Origin of the sequence: Actinoplanes sp. NPDC048967 (assembly GCF_040649415.1) — a bacterium.
In the GTDB taxonomy this organism is placed as follows: domain Bacteria; phylum Actinomycetota; class Actinomycetes; order Mycobacteriales; family Micromonosporaceae; genus Actinoplanes.
On the sequence record NZ_JBEZFL010000002.1, the window covers coordinates 456,958 to 479,788 of the forward strand.

Sequence of the window (22,831 nt, forward strand, 5' to 3'; positions counted from 1 at the left end):
ACTCAAGGAGGAAATTCAAATGGGTCTTCGTATCAACCAGAACATCGCTGCCCAGAACGCCTACCGCAGCCTGTCGGTCTCCGACAACCAGATGTCGAAGTCGCTGGAGAAGTTGTCGTCCGGCTTCCGGATCAACCGGGCCGCCGACGACGCCGCGGGTATGGCGATCAGTGAGGGTCTGCGCAGCCAGGTCGGTGGCCTCAAGGTCGCCGTCCGCAACGCGCAGGACGGTGTCTCGGTGGTGCAGACCGCTGAGGGTGCGCTCAACGAGGTGCACTCGATCCTGCAGCGCATGCGTGACCTGGGCGTGCAGGCCGGTAACGACTCGAACAACGACAAGGCCCGGGCCAACATCGCCACCGAGGTCTCCAGCCTCAACGACGAGCTGAAGCGGATCGGCGACTCGACCAACTTCAACGGCACCAAGCTGCTGAACGGCAACGCGACGCCGCTGAAGTTCCAGGTCGGCGCCGACGGGGACGCCAACAGCCAGATCTCGGTCGACCTCAGCTCGGTCGACGTCACCGACATCGCGGCCAAGCTCGGCGGCAACTCGAAGTCCTTCGAGGTGCTCACCCCGACGGACGTCGAGGGCGACATGTCCTTCAACATCACCGGCAGCGTCGACCCGGACGTGACGGTGAACCTGGGCGCGGCCCCGGGCAGCCACAAGACCGTCCAGGACGTGGCCGACACGCTCAACAACAACTCCGGCTTCGCGGAGAAGTTCGCGGCATCGGTGGACAAGGACAACAAGCTGATCGTCACGTCGAAGACCGGCGACAACGCGGACGTGACGTTCACGCTGCCCACCGCCGGCGTCACCGACGACGGCACCCCGAACACGGCCGGCATGCAGTTCAAGACGGCGGCGGACGCGCAGGCGGCCGTCAACCTGATCGACACCAAGATCGAGCAGGTGTCGACGGCACGGGCGAAGCTCGGTGCGTACCAGAACCGCTTCGAGCACACCATCGCCAACGCCAACGTCGCCGTGGAGAACCTGTCGGCGTCGGAGAGCCGGATCCGTGACACGGACATGGCGCAGGAAATGATGTCCTACACCCGTTCGCAGATCCTCACCCAGGCCGGCACCGCGATGCTGTCCCAGGCCAACCAGTCGCAGCAGGGCGTGCTGTCCCTCCTGCGCTGATCCGGCCGGTGAGGCGTCGCACCCCGCGGCGAATCACCACGGGAACAGCTCAGTCAACGGCTCAGACAACCGAATAGACGGGCGGTCGGCGACATCGCCGGCCGCCCGTCCCGTTCCAGCCCCACAGACGGAGGGATCAGCGCGATGGCCAGTATCGACGGCCTGATCAGTGGCATGAGCACCACGGACACGATCAACCAGCTCATGCAGATCGAGGCGGCCCCGCAGACGGCGCTGAAGAGCAAGGTCAGCACGGTCAACAAGGTGGTGACCGCCTACCAGAGCGTGAACAGCAGGCTGTCCAGCCTCGCCGCCGCGGCCACCGCGCTGGGCAAGAGCGACACCTGGGGTGGCATGAAGGCCACCTCCAGCTCGAGCGCCGCGGCGATCTCGGCCCAGCCCGGGGCTTCCGCCGGCTCGCTGAGCTTCCACGTCGACCAGCTCGCCGCGACCCGCCTGCAGACGTTCAAGGACCAGTCCGTCACCTCGATCACCGACGCCGACGCGGCCCCGGTGATGAGCAACGACTCCTTCGACATCTACCTCAAGGACGGCACGAAGAAGCCGCTCACGCCGACGGACCGGTCGCTGCAGGCGGTCGTGACCGCCATCAACGGCGAGGCGGAAGCGCCGTACAAGGCGTCGGCCGTGCAGATCGCGCCGGGTCGGTACACCCTGCAGCTCACCGCCAAGGAGAGCGGCGCGGCCGCGGCAGCCAAGATCGACAGCCTCGGCCTTCCCGAGGGCCTGGACCTCGGCACCTCCTCGGTCACGATCGACGGCCGCGACGCCGTACTGACGGTCGGCGAGGGCGGCGGCGCCTACGCGATCAACTCCGCGACCAACACCTTCGCCGAGATCCTTCCGGGCGTGACCGTCACCGCCGCGAAGGCGCAGGCCCCGGGAGACGCACCGGTCACCGTCGACATCGGCGCCGACGTCGACGGCATCGCCACCAAGGTGCAGGCCCTGGTCGACAACGCCAACGTGGTGCTGAACGAGCTCGCCTCGCAGAGCAAGATCAAGTCTGGCGAGATCGCCGCCGGCCCGCTCGTGGGCGACGCCGCCATCCGCAAGCTCCGCCAGGACATCCTGAGCGCCGTCTCGGGTGGTGCGGCCGGACTCGGCTCGAACGGCACGACGGCCAGCTTCAAGGAAGTCGGCGTCTCGATCAAGCAGGACGGCACGATCGGCTTCGACAAGGACGCCTTCCTGAAGACGTACAAGGCCGATCCGGCCCGGGCCGCGAAGTTCTTCGACTCCTACACCGACGTCACCACCGCCAAGGGCAACGGCACGGAGGGAACCTTCGAGCCGGGCCTCGACACGGCCGTCGGCCTGGGCCGCAAGCTGGAGACGATGGCGCTGATCGCCAGCGAGGGCGTCAAGGACCCGGACAACCCGACCAAGGCCCGGCAGGGCACCATCCCGGCGCTGATCGAGCGCAACACCAAGACCATCTCCAGCCTGAACGACCAGGTCAGCGAGTGGGACGTGCGGCTGGAGCTGCGCAAGACCGCGCTGCAGAAGCAGTTCTCCAGCCTCGAGGTGGCCCTGGGCAAGATGCAGCAACAATCCTCCTGGCTGGCGGGTCAGCTCGCCGGTCTCGGCTGAACGGAGCGCACTCCATGACCAACCTCTCACCGGCCATGCGTGAGCGTTACCTCGCCGACGTCGCCGCCACCGCCTCGCCGGCCAAACTGCTGCTGATGCTCTTCGACCGCCTGGTCGTGGACCTGGTCCGCGGCGAGGAGGCGCTGGCCGCCGGCAACCGTTCCGGGGCCAACACGCACCTGCTGCACGCCCAGGACATCGTCACCGAGCTGCATGTCTCGCTCAACCTCGACGCCTGGGACGGCGCCGCCGGACTGGCCGCGCTCTACACGTTCGTCGAGACCGAGCTGGTCAACGCCAACGTACGCGGGGACCTGGCCAAGGTCAGCGCCATCCGCGGACTGATGGAACCCCTGCGCGACACCTGGCGCGAGGCCGCCATGGCCGCGGCGGCGGCCGAGGGGTGATCCCGATGGCCGACGACTGGCGCCAGGCCTGGATCGCCGCCCTCGACGAGCTCGAGGCCGATGTCGAGGCCGTGGAGAGAATGATCGCGGAGGAGCACCGCAGCCAGGAGCTGCCGGCCGCGACACCGTGGACGCCGCCGCCGGGCCTCGGCCCGCTGCCACTGGATCTCCGCCCGCGGGCCGACTTCATCCTGACCCGCCAGCTGGAGGCGGCGCGCGCGGCCGCCCTCGCGATCACCGCCAACCGGCGGCAGACCGCCTTCGCCGCCCGGGTGGAGGTCGGCACGGCCGGCAAAGGCATTCCCAGCTACATCGACTGCGCCATCTGACCCACCAGCACCAGCTCTGTCACAACCCGGGACCCCGGCAGGGGTCTCGGGTTGTTGTGTGCAACCCACCAGCAACCGTTTCGGACTCAGCGGATCGGCCGACGGGCCGAATCGGAGAGTACGAGCAACGGATTGCTCCGACCTATCGCCAGGGACAGGCACCTCCTCCGCAGAAGGGAACTGCCGTGTTCGACGACGTCGCATCGTCCTCGCTCCGCGTCGCAGTGGCCGGCCTGTCCGCCCGGCAGAACGCCATCGCCAACAACATCTCCAATATCGAGACCCCCGGCTACCAGGCTCGTAAGGTCAAGTTCGAGGAGGCGCTCAGCAGCGCCGTCGCTCACGGCCAGTCGCCCTCGACGGTCTCGCCGAGCGTGCAGAACTCGCTGGAGCCGACGCGCCTGAACGGCAACAACGTCAACCTCGATGAGGAGACGCTCTCGCACATCGACACGACGATGCGCTACCAGCTCACGCTGCGCGCCCTCGACGGCAAATACGGACTGATCCGCGACGCGATCAAGGGGGCCTGAGCCAGATGAGCACCTTCAACGCGATCGGCACCGCCGCATCCGGCGTCACCGTCTACCGCAAGTGGCTGGACGCCGTCTCGGACAACATCGCCAACATGGACAACGTCAGCAAGACGTCCGACAAGGCCTTCCAGGCGCGCTATGTCGTTGCCCAGGAGGCCCAGGACGGCAACGGCGCGCAGGTGGGCGGCATCGCGTACGGCAGCGCGGAGGGTGTGCTGGCGTACGAGCCGGACAACCCGATGGCCGACACCGAGGGCTACGTACGCCGGCCGGACATCGACCTCGGCAGCCAGATGGCCCAGCTGATGATGGCGCAGCGCGCGTACCAGGCGAACCTCTCGGTCGTGGACCGGGCCCGGGAGTCCTACCAAGCGGCGATCCAGCTCGGGAAGGGCTGACCATGACCTCTCCGATCAGCGCGCTCGGCGCGGTCAGCGGCCTCAGCGGCATCGGCGCGGTCTCCGGCGTCGACGGTGTCGCCGGCGCCGGCCCGACCAAGGCTGTCACCGGTCCGAACACCGACTTCGCGGGCATGCTCTCCAAGGGCCTCGAGAGCGTCCAGGCCTCCCAGACCAAGGCCTCGGACCTGGCCGTGCAGGTCGCCAACGGCACGCTGCAGGACCCCGCCCAGTACACGATGGCCTCCACCGAGGCCGCGCTGGGACTGCAGCTGACCATGGCGATCCGCAACAAGGCTGTGGAGGCCTTCCAGGAGATCATGAGGATGCAGGCCTGACATGAGCGACCGACTCCCCGCGCCCGTACGCAAGGCCGGTGACACCTTCAAGTCCTTCACCCCGGGACAGAAGGCCGTCACCGTCGCCGCCGTGCTCGCCCTGCTCATCGGCGGCTACTTCTTCGCCACCTGGGCGTCCAAGCCGTCGTACTCCGCCCTGTTCAGCAACCTGTCGAGCAAGGACGCCAGCGCGATCGTCGAGTCGCTGCAGAAGAGCGGCACGGCGTACGAGCTGAGCAACGGCGGCAGCACCATCCTGGTGCCCAAGGACCAGGTGTACGACCTGCGGCTGCAGCTGTCCGGCGAGGGCCTGCCCGGCGAGTCGGACACCGGCTACGCGCTGCTGGACCAGCAGGGCATCACCACCAGCGACTTCATGCAGCACACGAACTACCAGCGGGCGTTGCAGGGTGAGCTGGCCAGCACGATCAAGTCGATCGACGGCGTGGAGGCGGCGACGGTCAACCTGGTGCTGCCGCAGAAGGACGTCTTCGCCGACGACCAGAACAAGACCACGGCCTCGGTGCTGGTGCAGTCCGCGGCGAACAAGCCGTTGACGGCCGAGAAGGTCCGCGCGATCGTGCACCTGGTCGCGTCGAGCGTCGAGGGTCTCGACCCGGAGCAGGTCACCGTGGCCGGCGCCGACGGCAAGATCCTGTCCACCGGCGGCGGCGCCGCGGTGGCCACCGGCGGTGACAGCGGTACGGAGTCACAGACCGTCGCCTTCCAGAACCGCCTCAACTCCTCCCTGCAGAACATGCTCGACAGCGTCGTCGGACCCGGCCACGCCGTGGTGACCACGACCGCTGAGCTCGACTACGACCAGACCGAGACGACCACCGAGCGCTACACCTCGGACCCGTCCGTCGCCGCGTTGTCGGAGAGCATCAGCCGGGAGGCGTACAACGGCAACGGCAACGGCACCGGCGGCGTGCTCGGCCCGGACAACATCCAGGTGCCCAACGGCGCGACCACCAGCAACGGCGCCGGGCAGTACGAGAACAGCAACACCGTGCGCAACAACGCCGTCAACAAGACCACCGAGGCCCGCAAGAGCGCCCCGGGCAGCATCAAGAAGCTGAACGTGGCCGTCCTGCTGGACAGCACGACCGCCGGCGCGGTCAACTCCGCCGACGTGCAGGCGCTGGTCAGCGCCGCGGCCGGGATCGACGCCACCCGCGGGGACACCATCGCGGTCAGCGCCATGCCGTTCGACACCAGTGCCGCCACCGCGGCCAAGGACGCGCTCGCCGCGTCCGCCGCCGCCGAGCAGTCGGCCAAGCAGACCTCCCTGATCAAGACCGCGGCGATGGCCCTGGTCGTGCTGCTCCTGATCTTCCTGGCCTGGCGGGCCAGCCGGCGGGCCAAGAAGCGCAAGGCGCTGACCCCGGCCGAGCTCAAGCACCTCGAGGACATGCAGGCGGCGCTGGAGCAGCAGCGGCTGGCGCAGCTCAACGCGGCGATCCCCTCGCCCGCGATCGAGGCGGCGAACGCGGACCTGGAAGCCCTCGAGGAGCGCCAGCGCGAGATCGAGCAGATGGTCGAGGACCAGCCCGAGGAGATGGCCGCGCTGCTGCGGGGCTGGCTCGCCGCCACCCGGTAGCCGTCCCGTTACGTCCACCCCCTGGTTCAAGGAGGAACCGCGTTGACCACACCCGGGCTGACCACGACGTCGATGACCGGTCTGCGCAAGGCCGCCATCCTGATGGTCCGGATGGGCAAGGAGTACTCGACCCGGGTGCTCGCCAACATGAAGGAGAACGAGGTCGAGGAGATCTCCGCGGAGATCGCCCGGCTGGGCAAGCTGGAGCCGCAGGTCGTCGGCGACGTCATCGACGAGTTCTACGCTCTGGCCACCACCAAGCACGCCGGCGCCGGCGGCATGGCGTACGCCCGTGAGCTGCTGGAGGCGTCGCTGGGCACCGAGCGGGCCCAGCTGATCCTGGACCGGCTGCAGGCCTCGATGACCGACATGCCGTTCAACTTCCTCAGCCACGCCGACCCCCGGCAGCTGCTCTCCTACGTGCAGTACGAGCACCCGCAGACGATCGCGCTGGTGCTGGCCCACATCCCGTCGGCACTGGCCAGCTCGATCCTGTCCGGGCTGGCGCCCGAGGTGCAGTCGGACGTCGCGCACCGGATCGCCGTCATGGACCGCACCTCCCCGGACGTGATCCGGCAGGTGGAGGTGGCCCTGCAGCGCAAGCTCTCCACCGTGCTCCAGCCGGACGAGCTCTCCACCGTCGGCGGCCTGGACCCGCTGGTCGACATCATCAACCGGGCCGACCGCACCACCGAGCGCCTCATCCTGGAGGCCCTGGAGGCGCGCAACCCGGAGATCGCCGAGGAGATCCGGCGGCGGATGTTCATGTTCGAGGACATCGTCAACCTCGACGACCGCTCGGTGCAGCTGGTGCTGCGCCAGGTCGAGCCCTCCGACCTCGCCACCGCGCTCAAGGGCGTGGCCGAGGAGGTCCGCAACAAGGTCACCCAGAACCTCTCCGAGCGGGGCCGGGAGAACCTGCTGGAGGAGATCGACCTGATGGGCCCGGTCAAGGTCAAGATGGTCGAGGAGGCGCAGACCAAGATCGTCGCGGTGATCCGCGCGCTGGAGGACTCCGGCCAGATCGAGATCCAGCGTGGTGGCGAGGCCGATGAGCTCATCGACTGACGACGGGCCGGTGCTGCGGGGCAGCGTCGCCGAGGCGGCCACCGCGGCCCGCTTCGGCGTGGACCTGCGCCGCGGCGTACCCGAGGACAGCGCGCCGGTCGAGCGGGCCAAGCAGCAGGCCCGGACCACCGGTTACGCCGAGGGGTGGGCGCAGGGCCAGCGGGCCGCGGCGGTCGCCGCCGAGGCGGCCGCCGAGCGGGCCCGGGCCGTGGAGCAGGCGCACGACCAGCGTCGTGCGGCCGCCCTGGCCCAGGCGGTCAACGCGCTGGGCCGGGCCGTCACCAACCTGGAGACCCAGCTGATGCCCACCCTGCACGAGTTGCAGGAGGCGGTGCTGGCGCACGCGTTCGAGCTGGCCGAGGCCATCGTCGGCCGGGCCATGGACGACCCGGAGGGCCGGGCCGCGGCCGCGCTGCGCCGGGCCATGAACGCCGCGCCCGAGCAGGGCGACATCGTGGTGAGCCTGCATCCCGACGATTTCCGCAATCTGGTCGGTACGGCAACCGACGCCGACTACAACTACGAGGGCCGGCCGGTGCATCTGCGGCCCGAACCGGCGTTGCACCCCGGCGACGCGGTGGCCGAGACCGGCACCACGACCGTCGACGCCTCCATCGCCGCCGCCGTGGCGAGAGCGCGGGCCGCGCTGAGACTGTGAGAGGCCCGACCGGTGACCGACGTCTTCCGCAATCGCATCAACGCCGCCCTGACCGCCGCCCAGCCGCTGAGCCGCGGCAAGGTCACCGGCGCGGTCGGCCTGCGGGTGACCGTCAGCGGGCTGGAGGCCCGGGTCGGCGAACTGCTGCAGATCGGCGAGGGTGACGAGGCCGTGCTGGCCGAGGTCGCCGCGATCGACGGTGAACGCCTCTCCTGCCTGCCGCTGGGCCCGATCGCGGGCATGAGCACCGGCAGCCCGGTGGTCTCCACCGGCGGTCCGCTGCGCGTCGCGGTCGGCCCGGATCTGCGCGGCCGCATCCTGGACGGCCTGGGCCGCCCGATGGACGGCGGCCCGCCGCTGAAGGGCGCGATGGTCAGCATCGAGGCCGCCCCGCCCTCGGCGATGGAACGCCAGCTGGTCGACGCGCCGATGCCGCTGGGCGTACGGGTGCTCGACACGCTCGTGCCCTGCGGCCGCGGTCAGCGCATCGGCATCTTCGCCGGTTCGGGCGTGGGCAAGAGCACGCTGATGTCCATGATCACCCGGGGCACCACGGCCGAGCTGAACGTCGTGGCGCTGGTCGGCGAGCGGGGCCGGGAGGTCCGCGAGTTCATCGAGCACGACCTCGGCCCCGAGGGGCTGGCCCGCTCGGTGGTGGTGATCGCCACCTCGGACACGCCGCCGCTGGTCCGGCTGCGGGCCGGCTCGGTCGCCACCCGGATCGCCGAGTACTTCCGCGACGAGGGCGGCGACGTGCTGATGATGATGGACAGCGTGACCCGCGCGGCGATGGCCCAGCGCGAGGTCGGCCTGTCCGTCGGCGAGCCGCCGGCCACCCGCGGTTACCCGCCGTCGGTCTTCGCGATGCTCGCCTCGCTGCTGGAACGGGCCGGGCCCGGCGCCCGGGGCAGCATCACCGGCCTCTACACGGTGCTGGTCGAGGGCGACGACCACAACGAGCCGATCGCCGACGCGGCCCGCTCGATCCTGGACGGGCACATCGTGCTCGACCGCAAGCTGGCCACGGCCGGGCACTTCCCGAGCATCCAGGCGCTCGACTCGATCTCCCGGGTGGCCAACCGGATCACCACCCCGGAGCAGAAGAGCGACGCCGCGGAGCTGCGCCGGCTGATGGCCGCCCACCGCGACGTCCGCGAGCTGGTCGAGATCGGCGCGTACGTGCCCGGCACCAACCCGGACGCCGACCGGGCCACCGCGATCTGGCCGCAGATCACCGCCTTCCTGCGCCAGGGCCTGGACGAGAAGGTCAGCGCGGCGGAGTCGTGGCAGGCGCTACGGCAGCTCATCGCCGCCTCCTGACGGGTGCAGCTCGGGTGCAGGCGCTCAGCCGGTCCGGGCCCGGGCCGAACCAATGATGAGGGAGTCGCCTCGACGCATCGGGAGGTCTCGTGAATCGCCTGTTCCGGCTCGGACCCGTTCTGCGGGCCCGCAAGGCTCAGGAGGACGCCGCCAAGGGCGCTGTCATCCAGTCCCGCCAGGAGATCCGCGACGCCCAGGCGCTGGTCAAGCGCCGTCAGCTCGACCTGGCCGGCGCGGACGCGCCGACCGAGGGCACCGCCCGGGCCATGGTCGCCTCGATGGTGGCCCGCCAGTCGATGGCCGCCACCCTGTCCGGCGCGCACCGGATGGTCGCCGACGCCGAGGACCTGGCCCGGGAGAAGCAGGCCGAGCTGGCCGACGCGGCCAAGCGGCGCCGGGCGGTGGAGTCGATGGCCGAACGGCACGCCGCGGCGGTCAAGGCCCACGACCTGCGGACCGAGCAGCTCGCCATCGACGAGATGGCCGTGACGGCCAAGGCCCGCAACGCGGCCCGGGGCATCGACGCGACCAGCGAGGAACGGGCCAGCACCCTGCGCCACGGCAACGGCACCGCCGCCGACCGGGAGGACGCCGCCCGGGAGACCGCGAACTCGGTGGCCGCCCAGCGGCCCGCCGTCGACCTGGCGAACGCCCGGCAGGCGATCGACGCCGCCCGGGCCACACTTTCGCTTGCCGCTAAGCGCGACGACGAAGCCGCCGAACTCACCGACGAGGGCAACGCCGACGACGGGAGCCGCGCATGATTGGTGTCCAGGGAGTCATGTCCCGCATCTCCGAGCTCAAGTCCCAGCTCGGGATCGCGCCACCGGCGGCGCCGGACGCCGCCTTCGCCAGCGCGCTCACCAAAGCCACCGGCACCACGGGCACCACCGGTGTCACCGGGCAGGCCGTGGTCGACGCCGCGAAGAAGTACCTCGGCACGCCGTACGTCTTCGGCAGCACGAACGCCGCCAAGGGACTGGACTGCTCGGCCCTGGTGCAGAAGGCGTACCAGGACCTCGGCATCGACCTGCCGCGCACCTCGGGCGAGCAGGCGCGGGTCGGCACCAAGGTCGACAGCATGCGCGACGCGAAGCCCGGCGACATCCTGGCCTTCGACAAGCCGGTCGACCACGTCGCCATCTACCTGGGCGACAACAAGATGATCGCGGCGCCCAAGCCCGGCGACCACGTCAAGATCCAGTCGGTCTACGAGGCGCCCACCCACATCCGCCGGGTCGTCGGCACCGACCTCGCCGCCCGCGCCGCCACCGGCGCCGGGACCGCGGCGGCCGTACGCCCGGCCAGCCTGCAGAACTCCACCTCACTGGCCGGCGTCCCGTACGCGGACATGTTCCTCAAGGCAGGCGCGAAGTACGACGTCTCGCCGAAGCTGCTGGCCGCCGTGGCCAAGGTCGAGTCCGGCTACAACCCGAAGGCCGTCAGCAAGGCCGGCGCGCAGGGCCTGATGCAGCTCATGCCGGCCACCGCACGTGGCCTCGGCGTCGACAACTCGTTCGACCCGCAGCAGGCCATCAACGGTGCCGCGAAGCTGCTCTCCAGCCACCTCAAGGAGTTCAAGTCGCTGCCGCTGGCGCTGGCCGCGTACAACGCCGGCGGTGGCAACGTGCACAAGTACGGGGGCATCCCGCCGTTCGCGGAGACCCAGGCGTACGTGCCCAAGGTCCAGAAGGCGCTGGCCGCGCTCGGCTGAGCGCCGTACTCAGAGGGGAACCGCCGCATGACGAGCTCCGTCACCGGGCCGGACCGCAAGCCGACGACCGACGCCGGGCGCCGTACGGGCCCCCGAGCGGGTGAGGGCGCGGACGCCTTCGGTTCGGCGCTCTCCGCCGAGCTGGACCGGGCCCCGGCGGACCAGGCCCAGGCCCGCGCGGACCGGCAGCGGCAACATCAGGCGAGCCAGGCGGCGCAGAGCCGGTCGGCGCAGCAGCGGGCGCAGGACCAGGCCGCGTTGCACCGTTCCGCGGCCGCGCACCGGGCGGCGCTGGGTCAGGCCGAGTCCCGCTCGGTCGACGCCCGGCTGCAGAACCGCGCCGCCCAGCACCGGGCTGGGCCCAACCGCGCCACCGACCAGCGGGCCGCGCCGCAGCGGATGTCGCAGGCCAGGCCGGCCGCGCAGCGCACCACTGTCGAACGGCCCGCCGCCGAGCAGCTGGAGACTCGGCCCACGCCCCCTGGGGCGGACGAGCTCCGGCCGCGGGGCCGGGAGGTCGAGGGCATGGCGGGGCGGCAGACCGCGCGCCCGGAGCAGGCCGTCGACGGGGAGACCCGACCGGTGGCGACGGAGTCAGCTGGGACCGGGTCAGTGGAGACCGAGCCGGTCGAGACCGAGCCGGTCGAGACCGAGCCGGTGGAGACCGAGACCACCGGGCCGGTACCGCCGACTCCCCCGGCCGTCCTGGCCCAGACCGCGATGTCCGCTGTCGGTCCGGTCCTGACCGGGCCGGTCACCACCGGGCCGACGGCGACACCGGCAACGCCAACCACGCCGGCAGTCACAGCGACACCGGCAACAACGACAGCCGCCACCAGCACCAGCACGACCGCCTCCGCCACACCCGGTACTGCCACACCCGGCACCGCGACGCCCGGTACTGCCACACCCGGCACAGCCGCGCCCGGTACCGCGACGCCCGGCACAGCCGCGCCCGGTACCGCGACGCCCGATACCGCCGCTCCCGGCACCGCGACGGCTGGCACCGCTACGGCTGGCACCGCGGTCGCCGGCCAGACGCCGATCGCTCCGGCGACGCCGGGGACCGATGCCGCCGGCGCCAGCGGCGCGGGCGGCGCGCAGGCGACCGCGACGACGCCGGCCGAGGGCGAGGCCGCCACGCAGACCGGCATCTCCGGGACCGCACCCAACCCGAGCAACGCCACCCACACTCCGGCCCCGCAAGCACAACCGGCCGCCACTGCCACTCCTGCCACCCCGGTGGCACCCGGCACCACCCAGGGTGTGGCCCGGGGCACCGATCCGGCAGCTCCGGCACCCGCCGCAGCCGCACTGGCCGCCACCCCGGAAGCCACAACCACTCCGGTCACGGAGGCCGCTTCACAGGCCGCCGACACTGCCACCACCGGACCCGAGGCTGCCGCGACCGACGTGCCCCCGGCCGAGGCACCGCCGCTCGGCGAACAGGCGAGCACCGGCGGCGACACCGCCGGGCAGAACCCGGACGGACAACCGGGCACCGGTACGAACACCCCGCAGCCGCCCACCACCGCACCGGGTACCGAACAGCCTTTCGCCGTACCCGGAAATGCCGGAGTGGCCGCGACCGCACCCACCGCACCCACCGCCCCGGTGGCGGACGCCCCGCCGCCGGCCCCGGCCGCACCCAGTCCGCAGGCCACCCAGCTCGCCGCCCGCATCATCCCGCTGCGGCTGGACGCGGACGGCGTGCACCGGCTCACCGTCAACCTGCACCCCGCCGATCTGGGCCCGGTGCAGGTCGTCGCCGAGATCCGCAACGGTGAGATCAACGTGCAGCTGTCCAGCTCGACCGACGCGGGCCACGAGTCGCTGCGCAACGCCCTGGACGACCTGCGGCGTGAACTTCAGCAGTCCGGCTTCGGCAACGCCTCGCTGGACCTGCGGCAGGGCACCGGCCAGGACCAGGCGCGCCAGCAGTTCGCGTTCATGGGCAGCAACAACGGGACCCGCGGCGGGAACGGCGGCGACACCGCGGAACCGGCTCCCGTACCGGCCGAGACCGGTCCCCCTCGCACCACTGGCAACAGCCGCCTCGACATCCGGGCCTGACCCGAAAACAGGGGCTAAGTGAATCGGCGAACCCGCCGAAACTGAGGGCGAGGGCCACCGACTCGAACTCTGGAGGACTTGTTCATGACGTCACCGATCGGCGGAAACGTCAGCAAGGAATTCGACGCCAAGAACGTCACCGCGACGTCGATGTACACGAACAAGACCAAGACGGACGCCGGCACCAGCAAGTCGGTCGCCGATCAGGACACGTTCCTGAAGCTGCTGGTGGCGCAGCTGAAGTACCAGGACCCCAGCAACCCGGCCGACTCGACCCAGTTCCTGGCCCAGACGGCGCAGTTCACCCAGGTCGAGAAGCTCGGCCAGATCGCCGAGATGATGCAGGCCCAGCAGTTGATCGGCGCGAGCGCGCTGGTCGGCCGCACGGTCACGTATCAGGACGCGAACGGCATGACCCAGACGGGCGTCGTCACCAAGACGAAGCTCAACGGAGACAGCGAACCGACGCTCGTGGTCGGGAACACGGATGTGCAGCTGTCCAAGGTCACGGAAGTCCAGCAAACCGCAACCGGACCAGCGACAACCACCGATCCCGCTACCCCGAAGGACACCTGACCCATGCTGCGTTCTCTCTTCTCCGGCATCAGCGGCCTGCGCGCGCACCAGCAGATGATGGACGTCACCGGCAACAACATCGCCAACGTCAACACCACGGGTTACAAGTCGAGCCAGACCGTCTTCCAGGACACGCTGTCGCAGATGGTCAACGCGGCCGGCGCCCCGCAGAACGGCTCCGGTGGCACGAACCCCGCCCAGGTCGGCCTGGGTGTGCGGACAGCCAGCGTGAACGCCAACTTCAGCCAGGGCGCCGCGCAGACCACCGGCAAGTCCGGCGACATGATGATCCAGGGTGACGGCTTCTTCATCACCAAGAGCGGCGGCGAGACGGTCTACACCCGGGCCGGCTCGTTCACCTTCGACGCCAACGGCTCACTGACCACGCCCAACGGCCAGATCGTGCAGGGCTGGAGCGCGGACGCGCAGGGCGCTGTCAACGTGGCGGGCGCGCCCGGCAACATCAAGCTGCCGATCGGCATCAGCCTGGCCCCGGCGGCAACCTCGAAGTTCACCCTGACCGGCAACCTGTCGTACGAGGCACCGATCGACCCCACGGGTGTCGCGCCGGGAAGCTCCAAGGTGATCCCCATCCCCGTGATCGACGGGAACGGCGCCTCCAGCACCCTGAACGTGACGCTGACCAGGTCAGGCCAGGACGAGTGGACGGCGTCGACGCCCTCGGGCACACCGGTGGCCATCCCGTTCGTCAACGGCAAGCCGAACGACGGCACCGACCCGGTCACCAGCATCGTGCTCGACGGCCTCACCGTCGACATCACCGACATCACCCAGTACAGCGGCAACACCGAGGCCCGGGTGAGCGCGTCGGACGGTTCCGCCGCCGGCATCCTGAGCTCCTACACGGTGTCGAACACCGGCCAGATCGTCGGTGTCTTCTCCAACGGCCTGAAGCAGACCCTGGGTCAGCTCGCGCTGGCCAACTTCAACAACGTCAACGGTCTGGAGAAGATCGGCGACTCGATGTTCCGCAGCACGGTCAACTCGGGCCTGGCCCAGGTCGGCTCGGCCGGCTCGGCGGGCCTCGGCCTGATCACCAGCGGCGCGCTGGAGATGTCGAACGTCGACCTGGCCCAGGAGTTCACCAACCTGGTCATCGCCCAGCGCGGTTTCCAGGCCAACAGCCGGATCATCACCACTTCCGACGAGATCCTGCAGGAACTCGTCAACCTCAAACGGTGAATCGGATGCATGGTCCGGCTTAGGCGGGGGCTGAGCAGAAGCACCCGCTTGGGCGGGCCAAGCAGAAGCACCCGCTTGGGCGAGCCAAGCAGAAACACCGGCTTATGCCGGGGCCGGGTAGGTCTGCCGGCCCCGGCTTTGCTCTTTCCGGGGCGGCTCGCACCCGGAAAGTGACCAGGTCGCGCTCATTGGCAACCGGTACCACGCCGAAGTGACTAAGGACGGGCCATGGACGGCCCACCAGCCAAAAGACGCCCCAAGGACGGATGTCGTGATTCTCGTAACCCGCCTCAACGGAGCCGTGTTCGCCCTCAACCCCGACCTGGTCGAGCGTGCCGACTGCACGCCCGACACGGTCATCACGCTGGTGGACGGCACCAAGTACGTCATCGCCGAATCGGTGCCCGAGTTCATCGACTCGGTGCGCCACTACCGCGCCTCGCTGATCGCCCAGGCGAGTCGCATCGAGTCCGAGCCGGCCCTGCTGGCCGAGCCCGGGCCCACTGACCACGACGACGAGACCGCTGCGACGAACGTCCTGCAGCTGCACCGGAAGGACCGCTGATGGACCTCGCCACCATCCTTGGTGTAGTCATCGCACTGGCCATCGTCTTCACCGTGCAGATCCTGGAGGGCGGCAGCCCGGCCTCCATCATCCTGATCCCGTCCATGCTGCTGGTCTTCGGCGGCGCGTTCTGCGCCGGCATGGCCGGTGGCGTGCTCAAGGACGCCCTCGGCGCCGGCAAGCTGCTGCAGAAGGCCTTCCTGGCCAAGGTGACGCCGCCGAACAAGCTCGTCGACGACATCGTCAAGCTGGCCGAGCGGGCCCGCCGTGAGGGCCTGCTGGCCCTCGAGGACGCGGTCAAGACCGTCGAGCACCCGTTCCTCAAGCGCGGCCTGCAGCTGGCCATCGACGGTACGGACCCCGAGGAACTGCACGACATCCTGCACGCCGAGGTCGGCGCCAAGAAGAAGGCCGACAAGGCCGGCATGAAGATCTTCGAGAACATGGGTGGCTACGCCCCGACCGTCGGCATCATCGGCACGGTCATGGGCCTGGTGCACGTGCTCGAGAACCTCGACAAGCCGGAGACGCTCGGTCACTCCATCGCCGCGGCGTTCGTCGCGACGCTCTGGGGCGTGCTGTCCGCCAACCTGATCTTCCTGCCCGTCGCGGCCCGCCTGACCCGGCTCTCCGGCATCGAGGCCGAGGAGATGGAACTGGTCATCGACGGTGTGCTCGCGATCCAGGCCGGCTCCAACCCGCGCCTGGTCGCGCAGAAGCTGCGCAGCCTGCTGCCGCCGGACGCCGCCAAGGCGGCCGAGGCCGCGTCCACCAAGAAGGCGGCCTAACCGTGAGTTCGGGCGGCGGGGGGCGCCGGAAGAAGGGCGGCCACGAGGAGCACGAGGAGCACGTCAACCACGAGCGCTGGCTCGTGTCGTACGCCGACATGCTCACGCTGCTGTTCGTCCTGTTCGTGGTGCTGTTCAGCATGAGCAACGTCGACAAGAAGAAGTTCGCCGAGCTGGCGGCCGGCCTCTCCGAGGGCTTCGGTGCCTCCAGCGTCGCGATGACCGGCAACGTCTCGAACCTGGAGGGCGCCGGGCAGAGCACCAACGTCGTCCCGATCGACCCGGGCACCAACCCGGGCGACGGCGGCAGCGGCACGGAGGGCATGACCAAGGAGCAGAAGGACGCGGTGCAGCGGGCCCTGCTCGCCGCGAGCCGCAAGGAGGCCTCGGCCAACGCGAAGGCGGCCACCAAGGAGGCCGAGAACCTCAAGGAGATCGAACGGAAGATCGCCGACGCGCTCGAGGCGGCCAAGCTGCTCAACCAGGTCAAGTTCACCATCAACGAGCGCGGCCTGGTGGTAACCGTGGTCACCAACGAGGTCGTCTTCGCCGGCAACCGGGCCGAGCTGCGGGCCGGCGGGCGCAAGATCCTCGACGCCATCGCGCCCACGCTGGCCAAGCTGCCGAACAACATCGAGGTCGACGGCAACACCAACCAGCTCAAGGCGACCACCACGTACTACCCCAGTGGCTGGGAGCTGTCCGCGGCGCGGGCGTCCACCACCGTCCGGTACCTGATCGGGCACGGCCTGCCCAAGGACCGGATGAGCGCGGTGGGCTTCTCCGACACCAAGCCGCTGATCGACCCCAAGGACCCGCGGGCGGTCACCATGAACCGCCGGGTGGACGTCGTCGTGCTCACCAAGCTCAACGCCGAGCAGGCAGCGCTGCTGCCGGCGGCAGCGGGCGACGACGCGAAGCTGCACACCGGAACTACCACCAAGCAAGCTGCCGCGGAGGCTAAAGCGACCGCCGGCACGACCGAATCAACCACCGAGTCCACCACCCCGCACGACTGACCACGACAGGAGGAGTTCCGATGAGCAAGGACGACAAGGACGCTACGGCGGAAGCGCCGAAGAAGAAGTCCAAGAAGATGTTGATGATCATCATCCTCGCCGTGGTGCTGCTCGGCGGGGGCGGCGCCGGCGGCTGGTTCTTCTTCCTCAAGGGCGACGCGGCCGAGGCCGCCGAGCCGGAGCCGGTGAAGGGCGCGGTCGTGGCGATCGAGGACACGATGACGATCAACCTGGCCGACGCGCACTACCTCAAGCTCGGGTTCGCCCTGCAGATGACCGAGGAGGCCGGCGAGGAGGAGGTCGACCTCGCGGAGGCCCGCGACCTGGCGATCGACAACTACACCGGCAAGGAGCTGGCCGAGCTGGAGACCGAGAAGGGCCGGCTCAAGGCCAAGGAAGAGCTGCTCGAGAAGATCGAGAAGGCGTACAACGTCGACCACAAGCACCTGGTGATGGGCATCTACTTCACCTCCTTCGTCACCCAGTGACCCCCGCGATGGGCAGGTCCGCTCCCCGCGGACCTGCCCATTTCGCGTAGCCGGGGACAAAGCACGCCCGGCGGCTCAGCGGTTCCGCAACCCGGCCGATCAGGACGACGTGACCACGTCTCCGACCCGATCCCCCGGCAAGATGGCCCGGCGCGGCAACGCCGGCCCCACCACGTACGACTTCCGCAAGCCGATCAAGCTCTCCCGCGAGCACATCCGCACGCTGCAGATCGCCTTCGAGACGTACGCGCGCAGCTGCGGAACGCTGTTCACCACCCGGCTGCGCGTGGTCAGCAGCGTGTCCCTGGTCTCGATCGAGCAGCTGAACTACGACGAGTACATCTCCTCGCTGGCCAACCCCACCGTGATCGCGGTCGTCTCCATCGAGCCGCTCTCCGGCACGGTGTTGCTGGAGCTCGCCTCCTCGGCCGCGATGACCGCTATCGACCACATGCTCGGTGGCCCCGGCGGCGCCCAGCCGGAGCGGCCGCTGACCGAGGTCGAGATGCCCCTGCTGCGCGGGCTGATGGAACGGATGCTCGGCGAGCTGCGGTACGGCTTCGAACAGCTGGTCGACATCTCCCCGAAGCTCAAGGAGATCGAGTACAACGCCCAGTTCCTGCGCGCGCACCAGCCGGGCGATGCCGTGGTGATCGCCTCGTTCGAGGTGAAGATCGGCACCGAGGAGTGCGTGGCCAGCATCTGCCTGCCGTTCAGCACCATCCTGCCGGTGCTCGAGAAGCAGGAGACGATCGAGCTCACCGCGGCCGAGCGGATGGTACGCGACACCTCGCTGCGCAACCTCACCGCCGGACTTTCCGCGGCGCCGATTGACGTAGCTGTCCGATTCCAGCCCATTCGCATGCGTACCGATGACATTGTGGATCTACGACCAGGTGATGTCGTGCCGCTGGCCCACCCGACCAGCGTGCCGCTCGAGGTCACCGTCAACGAGACCGTTTTTGCACACGCAGTGCCCGGTAACCAGGGTGCCCGGCTCGCCTGCCTCGTCGTGCCGTCACCCAAGGAGGAGCGCCGATGACCGCGCCCACGATCACCGATCCCCAGCTCGCGCTGGTCCGCAGCGCTGCCGAGGCGGCCCTGGCCGTGCTCCCGACCAGCCGTGAGCTGCTGGTCGGCGCGCCGGTGAGCGCGAGCGCCGACATGCTGACCACCGGGCAGGCCGTCACCGCCCGGTTCAGCGGGGCGGCGACCGGTGAGGTCGTCGTCGTGGTCGGGCAGGACCTGGCCGACGCGCTGAAGGAGAGCCCGCTCGGCGAGCTGGACCTGACCGCGGCGGTCCGGCCGGCGCTGGAGGCCGCGGCCCGGGCGTTCGGCCCGGTGGTGCTCGACCCGGGCCAGCTCATGGAGTCGGGCGTGGCGCTGAGCGCGATCGCCGCCAAGAACGACGCCGTCGCCGTGCCGCTGCTGGACGGTGGCGACATCAGGGCGGTCATCGCCATGACGCTGACACCGTGGCCGTCCGACGGCGCACCCGGTGGCGTGGCCCGCCGGGGCGAGGGTGGTGTCGCGCCCATGCGGGGCGGGCTGGACATGCTGCACGACGTCGAGATGGAGGTCTCGGCCGAGCTGGGCCGCACCCGGATGAGCGTGCGGGAGCTGCTCTCGCTGATCCCGGGCGCGATCGTGGAGCTGGACCGGGCCGCCGGCAGCCCGGCCGACCTGCTGGTCAACGGCCGGTTGATCGCCCGCGGCGAGGTCGTCGTCATCGACGAGAACTTCGGCATCCGGATCACCGAGATCGTCGCTCCCGGCAGCGAACGGGAGTAACCCTTGTTCGAGCTCGTGCTGCGGATCGGCTTCTCGCTGCTGGTCGTCTTCGGCCTGATGTGGGGACTGGCCAGGGTGGCGCGGCGCGGGGGCGTGGGCCGGCGCGGATCCGGCAACCTGTCGGTGCTCAACCGGCAGTCGCTGAGCCGCGGCTCGTCGGTGGCGGTGGTCCAGGTCGCCGACCGGGCGCTCATCCTCGGCGTCACCGACACCCAGGTCAGCCTGCTGGGCGAGACCGACCTGGACGCGTTCGGGCATGAGCCCCACGTCCGGCCCGAGCCGGTGGTCGCGGCCGACGGTGTGCTTCCGGCGGTGCACCCGACCGTGCTGCCGCATCACGGCGGCAAGCTGGACGGCTCGCTGCTGTCCCCGCGGACGTGGAGCTCGACCCTGGATTTCCTGCGCGACCGGACGACGAGGCGCTGACATGTGGCGTCGTACCCTGCTGATCCTGCTCTTCGCGCTCGGCGCGCTGGTGCCGGCCGCCGCGGCGCAGGCCGCGCCGCAGCCCATGCCCGTGCCCGCGCCCGCCGCCGTGCCGGTCGGCTACGAGTTGCCGCGCGCGCCGGGCCCGACGGCCCCGGTCGCGCCCACGGTGACCCCGAGCGGCGGCAGCATCAACTTCAACATCAACGGTACGAATCCCGACGGCAGCAAGCCGGCCTCCTCGCTGGTGATCGTGCTGGGCCTGACGCTGCTCTCGGTCGCCCCGGCGGCGCTGCTGCTGTGCACCTGCTTCACCAAGGTGTTCATGGTCCTCGGGATCACCCGCAACGCGCTGGGGCTGACCAGCCTGCCGCCCAACCAGGTGCTCGCCGGGCTGGCCCTGTTCATCAGCCTGTTCATCATGAGCCCGGTGGTGTCACAGGTGAACGAGGTGGGTGTGCAGCCCTACCTGGCCGGCGACAAGACCCAGTCGCAGGCGTTCGCCGACGGGGTGCAGCCGCTGCGCGAGTTCATGCTCAAGAGCACCCGCGAGGACGAGCTGGCCCTGCTGGTCAAGGTGTCCGGGCAGGAGAAGCCCGCGTCCCCGGCCGACGTGGAGCTCACCACCCTGATCCCGGCGTTCGTGCTGTCCGAGCTGCGCGCGGCCTTCATCATCGGCTTCGTCATCTTCATCCCGTTCCTCATCATCGACATGGTCGTCTCCGCGTCGCTGATGTCGCTGGGCATGATGATGCTGCCCCCGGTGACCGTGGCGATGCCGTTCAAGCTGCTGCTCTTCGTGCTCGTGAACGGCTGGGGGCTGATCATCACGGCGCTCGTGGGGTCGTATCAATGAACTGGGATCTGCCGATCTCGGAGCTGGTCGCCATCATGCTGGGTGCGGCCCGGGCCGGCGCGTGGCTGATGCTCTGCCCGCCGTTCAACTCCCGGCTCATCCCGGGGCAGGTCAAGGTGCTGCTCTCGATCGGGCTGGCGTTGCCGATGGCGCCGTACCTGACCACCTCGGTGCCCACCATCCAGACCTCGGCGATCATCGCCAGCTCGGTGCTGCAGGTCTTCGTGGGCGCGGCGCTGGGCTTCATCACGTACCTCTTCTTCGCCGCGGTGCAGGCGGCCGGCGACCTGCTGGACGTCTTCGGCGGCTTCACCCTCGCGTCCGCCTACGACCCGTTGTCGCAGAACCAGAGCTCGGTCTTCGGGCGCTTCTACAACCTGGTGGCGGCGACGCTGCTGTTCGCCAGCGACGGGCACCAACTGGTGCTGCGGGGGTTCCTGCAGTCGTACAAGACGCTGCCGCTGGACGCGAGTTTCTCGCTGGAGACGCTGAGCCGGCTGCTCACCAGTGGGATCGGCGAGATGGTGGTGGCCGCGGTGCAGATCGCCGGTCCGCTGATCGCCGTGCTGTTCCTCACCGATGTCGCGTTCGGCCTGCTCAACCGGGTGGCGCCGGCGCTGAACGCGTTCCAGCTGGGCTTCCCGGCGAAGATCTTCCTGCTGCTGACGCTGTCCGGGACCGCCATCGCGGTCCTGCCGCGGGCCCTCGACACCCTGATCGACAAGGCTGTCACCGCGGTCGTCCGGTTGAGCGGGGGGTGATCCGTGGCCGGCGAGAAGACCGAACAGCCCACTGCCCAGAAGCTCAAGAAGGCCAAGGCGGAAGGTCAGATCGGGCGCAGCCAGGACATCGGCGCCTGGGTCGGCATGCTGGCCGCCAGCATCGTGCTGCCGCGCACGCTGGGTTCGACGATGGAGCACTCGCGGGAGCTGATGGCCAAGGTCCCGGACGTCATCGCGGACCCCGATCCGCAGGTGGCCATGGGCATTCTCAAGGACGGCCTGATGAGTGCCGCCTGGGCCGTGCTCCCGCTGGCGTTGACGATGATGGCGGTGGGCGTCGCCGCGGCCGGTGCCCAGGGCGGCATCCGGGTTGCCACCAAGCTGTTCATCCCGAAGTTCAACCGGCTCAACCCGCTGCCCGGCATCAAGAAGATGTTCGGTATGCAGTCGCTCTGGGAGGGCACCAAGGCCCTGGTCAAGACCGGGGTGCTGGGCGGCGTGCTGTACCTGACGATGAAGGACATCGTGCCGCTGCTGATGACCGCGGGTCAGTTGCAGATCGGCTCCCTGCTCGGCGTCATCAACGACGCCGTGCTGTCGCTGATCCGGGCGGCGGCGGTGGCCGGCATCGTGATGGCCGCCGCCGACTACTTCGTGGTGCGCAAGCGCACCAACAAGCAGCTGCGGATGAGCAAGGAGGAGGTCAAGCAGGAGCACAAGAACACCGAGGGCGATCCGCACGTCAAGGGCCAGATCCGGGCCAAACAGATGGCCATGGCCCGCAACCGGCAGATGGCCGACGTGCCGACCGCCGACGTGGTGCTGGTCAACCCGACCCACGTCGCCGTCGCCCTGCGGTACGAACCGGAGCACGGCGCCCCGCGGGTCATCGCCAAGGGCCAGGGCAACACCGCCCAGAAGATCCGCGAGCTGGCCACCGAGCACCGCATCCCGATGGTGCAGGACGTGCCGCTGGCCCGGGCGCTGGAGCAGAGCGTGGAGGTCGGCATGGAGATCCCGGCCGAGTTCTACGGCACGGTGGCCAAGGTGCTGGCGTTCGTGATGAGCCTGAAGGCCAAGGGATCGGCGGCCGGGGTCCATCGCAACCCGAACCCGACCCCGGCGGCCGCATAGGACCATAGCCACAATCTGGGAGATTTACTCACATCACGCGCGCCACTGCGGG

The 22,831-nt window shown here is 69.9% G+C and carries 26 protein-coding genes; all 26 read left to right on the plus strand.

What is annotated here, in order from left to right:
* Positions 1-19: 19 nt before the first annotated feature.
* A complete protein-coding gene (locus AB0C12_RS08830; protein WP_360545723.1) occupies positions 20-1,153 on the plus strand; it encodes a flagellin in 1,134 nt (377 codons plus the stop codon).
* A gap of 144 nt (positions 1,154-1,297) precedes the next feature.
* The gene (gene fliD, locus AB0C12_RS08835) at positions 1,298-2,767 is read left to right on the plus strand and encodes a flagellar filament capping protein FliD (RefSeq protein ID WP_360545725.1); all 1,470 of its coding nucleotides are present in this window, start codon (positions 1,298-1,300) and stop codon (positions 2,765-2,767) included.
* A gap of 14 nt (positions 2,768-2,781) precedes the next feature.
* Positions 2,782-3,174 carry a flagellar export chaperone FliS gene (gene fliS / locus AB0C12_RS08840; protein ID WP_360545727.1) on the plus strand — a complete coding sequence of 131 codons (393 nt, stop codon included), beginning with the start codon at positions 2,782-2,784 and terminating at the stop codon, positions 3,172-3,174.
* A 5-nt stretch (positions 3,175-3,179) separates the two neighbouring features.
* A complete protein-coding gene (locus AB0C12_RS08845) occupies positions 3,180-3,503 on the plus strand; it encodes a hypothetical protein (protein WP_360545729.1) in 324 nt (107 codons plus the stop codon).
* Positions 3,504-3,688: 185 nt separating this feature from the next.
* Positions 3,689-4,036 carry a flagellar basal body rod protein FlgB gene (gene flgB, locus AB0C12_RS08850; RefSeq protein ID WP_360545731.1) on the plus strand — a complete coding sequence of 116 codons (348 nt, stop codon included), beginning with the start codon at positions 3,689-3,691 and terminating at the stop codon, positions 4,034-4,036.
* 5 nt (positions 4,037-4,041) lie between these two features.
* Positions 4,042-4,437, plus strand: a complete 396-nt coding sequence (locus AB0C12_RS08855) for a flagellar basal body rod C-terminal domain-containing protein (RefSeq protein ID WP_360545733.1) — start codon at positions 4,042-4,044, stop codon at positions 4,435-4,437.
* A 2-nt stretch (positions 4,438-4,439) separates the two neighbouring features.
* Positions 4,440-4,775: a flagellar hook-basal body complex protein FliE gene (gene fliE / locus AB0C12_RS08860; RefSeq protein ID WP_360545734.1), complete on the plus strand. Its 336-nt coding sequence runs from the start codon at positions 4,440-4,442 to the stop codon at positions 4,773-4,775.
* Between the two features lies 1 nt (position 4,776).
* A complete protein-coding gene (gene fliF, locus AB0C12_RS08865; RefSeq protein WP_360545737.1) occupies positions 4,777-6,378 on the plus strand; it encodes a flagellar basal-body MS-ring/collar protein FliF in 1,602 nt (533 codons plus the stop codon).
* Between the two features lie 42 nt (positions 6,379-6,420).
* Positions 6,421-7,446: a flagellar motor switch protein FliG gene (gene fliG, locus AB0C12_RS08870; RefSeq protein ID WP_360545739.1), complete on the plus strand. Its 1,026-nt coding sequence runs from the start codon at positions 6,421-6,423 to the stop codon at positions 7,444-7,446.
* Complete coding sequence (locus AB0C12_RS08875) at positions 7,430-8,104, plus strand: FliH/SctL family protein (RefSeq protein ID WP_360545741.1); 675 nt, start codon at positions 7,430-7,432, stop codon at positions 8,102-8,104. Before fliG ends, AB0C12_RS08875 begins: the two co-directional genes overlap by 17 nt.
* 12 nt (positions 8,105-8,116) lie before the next feature.
* The gene (locus tag AB0C12_RS08880) at positions 8,117-9,424 is read left to right on the plus strand and encodes a FliI/YscN family ATPase (protein WP_360545743.1); all 1,308 of its coding nucleotides are present in this window, start codon (positions 8,117-8,119) and stop codon (positions 9,422-9,424) included.
* 89 nt (positions 9,425-9,513) lie between these two features.
* The gene (locus AB0C12_RS08885) at positions 9,514-10,188 is read left to right on the plus strand and encodes a hypothetical protein (RefSeq protein WP_360545745.1); all 675 of its coding nucleotides are present in this window, start codon (positions 9,514-9,516) and stop codon (positions 10,186-10,188) included.
* 17 nt (positions 10,189-10,205) lie between these two features.
* The gene (locus tag AB0C12_RS08890; protein WP_360545747.1) at positions 10,206-11,138 is read left to right on the plus strand and encodes a transglycosylase SLT domain-containing protein; all 933 of its coding nucleotides are present in this window, start codon (positions 10,206-10,208) and stop codon (positions 11,136-11,138) included.
* Positions 11,139-11,165: 27 nt separating this feature from the next.
* Positions 11,166-13,211 (plus strand): flagellar hook-length control protein FliK, encoded by a 2,046-nt coding sequence (locus AB0C12_RS08895; RefSeq protein WP_360545749.1) that lies wholly within the window; start codon positions 11,166-11,168, stop codon positions 13,209-13,211.
* Positions 13,212-13,295: 84 nt separating this feature from the next.
* The gene (locus AB0C12_RS08900; RefSeq protein WP_360545751.1) at positions 13,296-13,787 is read left to right on the plus strand and encodes a flagellar hook capping FlgD N-terminal domain-containing protein; all 492 of its coding nucleotides are present in this window, start codon (positions 13,296-13,298) and stop codon (positions 13,785-13,787) included.
* Positions 13,788-13,790: 3 nt separating this feature from the next.
* Complete coding sequence (locus AB0C12_RS08905) at positions 13,791-14,990, plus strand: flagellar hook protein FlgE (RefSeq protein ID WP_360545753.1); 1,200 nt, start codon at positions 13,791-13,793, stop codon at positions 14,988-14,990.
* A 271-nt stretch (positions 14,991-15,261) separates the two neighbouring features.
* Complete coding sequence (locus tag AB0C12_RS08910; protein WP_360545755.1) at positions 15,262-15,555, plus strand: flagellar FlbD family protein; 294 nt, start codon at positions 15,262-15,264, stop codon at positions 15,553-15,555.
* Positions 15,555-16,343, plus strand: a complete 789-nt coding sequence (locus tag AB0C12_RS08915; RefSeq protein ID WP_360545757.1) for a flagellar motor protein — start codon at positions 15,555-15,557, stop codon at positions 16,341-16,343. The genes AB0C12_RS08910 and AB0C12_RS08915 overlap by 1 nt, the downstream gene beginning before the upstream one ends.
* Positions 16,344-16,345: 2 nt before the next feature.
* Positions 16,346-17,362 carry a flagellar motor protein MotB gene (locus tag AB0C12_RS08920; protein WP_360545759.1) on the plus strand — a complete coding sequence of 339 codons (1,017 nt, stop codon included), beginning with the start codon at positions 16,346-16,348 and terminating at the stop codon, positions 17,360-17,362.
* Between the two features lie 20 nt (positions 17,363-17,382).
* Positions 17,383-17,850: a flagellar basal body-associated FliL family protein gene (locus AB0C12_RS08925; RefSeq protein WP_360545761.1), complete on the plus strand. Its 468-nt coding sequence runs from the start codon at positions 17,383-17,385 to the stop codon at positions 17,848-17,850.
* Between the two features lie 109 nt (positions 17,851-17,959).
* Positions 17,960-18,892, plus strand: coding sequence for a flagellar motor switch protein FliM (locus tag AB0C12_RS08930; protein WP_360545763.1), 933 nt, complete (start codon positions 17,960-17,962; stop codon positions 18,890-18,892).
* Positions 18,889-19,641, plus strand: a complete 753-nt coding sequence (gene fliN, locus AB0C12_RS08935) for a flagellar motor switch protein FliN (RefSeq protein WP_360545765.1) — start codon at positions 18,889-18,891, stop codon at positions 19,639-19,641. The genes AB0C12_RS08930 and fliN overlap by 4 nt, the downstream gene beginning before the upstream one ends.
* A gap of 3 nt (positions 19,642-19,644) precedes the next feature.
* A complete protein-coding gene (gene fliO / locus AB0C12_RS08940; RefSeq protein WP_360545767.1) occupies positions 19,645-20,067 on the plus strand; it encodes a flagellar biosynthetic protein FliO in 423 nt (140 codons plus the stop codon).
* Between the two features lies 1 nt (position 20,068).
* The gene (gene fliP, locus AB0C12_RS08945; protein WP_360545769.1) at positions 20,069-20,923 is read left to right on the plus strand and encodes a flagellar type III secretion system pore protein FliP; all 855 of its coding nucleotides are present in this window, start codon (positions 20,069-20,071) and stop codon (positions 20,921-20,923) included.
* Positions 20,920-21,684, plus strand: a complete 765-nt coding sequence (locus tag AB0C12_RS08950; protein WP_360545771.1) for a flagellar biosynthetic protein FliR — start codon at positions 20,920-20,922, stop codon at positions 21,682-21,684. The genes fliP and AB0C12_RS08950 overlap by 4 nt, the downstream gene beginning before the upstream one ends.
* Before the next feature lie 3 nt (positions 21,685-21,687).
* Positions 21,688-22,779: an EscU/YscU/HrcU family type III secretion system export apparatus switch protein gene (locus AB0C12_RS08955; protein WP_360545773.1), complete on the plus strand. Its 1,092-nt coding sequence runs from the start codon at positions 21,688-21,690 to the stop codon at positions 22,777-22,779.
* Positions 22,780-22,831 lie beyond the last annotated feature (52 nt).

Excerpts from the sequence above, each read along its gene's own strand:
- fliN (WP_360545765.1), top strand. The coding sequence starts at position 18,889 with ATGACCGCGCCCACGATCACCGATCCCCAGCTCGCGCTGGTCCGCAGC.
- fliF (WP_360545737.1), top strand. The coding sequence starts at position 4,777 with ATGAGCGACCGACTCCCCGCGCCCGTACGCAAGGCCGGTGACACCTTC.
- AB0C12_RS08845 (WP_360545729.1), top strand. The coding sequence starts at position 3,180 with ATGGCCGACGACTGGCGCCAGGCCTGGATCGCCGCCCTCGACGAGCTC.
- AB0C12_RS08925 (WP_360545761.1), top strand. The coding sequence starts at position 17,383 with ATGAGCAAGGACGACAAGGACGCTACGGCGGAAGCGCCGAAGAAGAAG.
- AB0C12_RS08915 (WP_360545757.1), top strand. The coding sequence starts at position 15,555 with ATGGACCTCGCCACCATCCTTGGTGTAGTCATCGCACTGGCCATCGTC.
- AB0C12_RS08830 (WP_360545723.1), top strand. The coding sequence starts at position 20 with ATGGGTCTTCGTATCAACCAGAACATCGCTGCCCAGAACGCCTACCGC.
- AB0C12_RS08950 (WP_360545771.1), top strand. The coding sequence starts at position 20,920 with ATGAACTGGGATCTGCCGATCTCGGAGCTGGTCGCCATCATGCTGGGT.
- AB0C12_RS08890 (WP_360545747.1), top strand. The coding sequence starts at position 10,206 with ATGTCCCGCATCTCCGAGCTCAAGTCCCAGCTCGGGATCGCGCCACCG.
- fliP (WP_360545769.1), top strand. The coding sequence starts at position 20,069 with ATGTGGCGTCGTACCCTGCTGATCCTGCTCTTCGCGCTCGGCGCGCTG.
- fliE (WP_360545734.1), top strand. The coding sequence starts at position 4,440 with ATGACCTCTCCGATCAGCGCGCTCGGCGCGGTCAGCGGCCTCAGCGGC.
- AB0C12_RS08895 (WP_360545749.1), top strand. The coding sequence starts at position 11,166 with ATGACGAGCTCCGTCACCGGGCCGGACCGCAAGCCGACGACCGACGCC.
- AB0C12_RS08905 (WP_360545753.1), top strand. The coding sequence starts at position 13,791 with ATGCTGCGTTCTCTCTTCTCCGGCATCAGCGGCCTGCGCGCGCACCAG.
- AB0C12_RS08875 (WP_360545741.1), top strand. The coding sequence starts at position 7,430 with ATGAGCTCATCGACTGACGACGGGCCGGTGCTGCGGGGCAGCGTCGCC.
- AB0C12_RS08900 (WP_360545751.1), top strand. The coding sequence starts at position 13,296 with ATGACGTCACCGATCGGCGGAAACGTCAGCAAGGAATTCGACGCCAAG.
- fliD (WP_360545725.1), top strand. The coding sequence starts at position 1,298 with ATGGCCAGTATCGACGGCCTGATCAGTGGCATGAGCACCACGGACACG.
- fliS (WP_360545727.1), top strand. The coding sequence starts at position 2,782 with ATGACCAACCTCTCACCGGCCATGCGTGAGCGTTACCTCGCCGACGTC.
- AB0C12_RS08855 (WP_360545733.1), top strand. The coding sequence starts at position 4,042 with ATGAGCACCTTCAACGCGATCGGCACCGCCGCATCCGGCGTCACCGTC.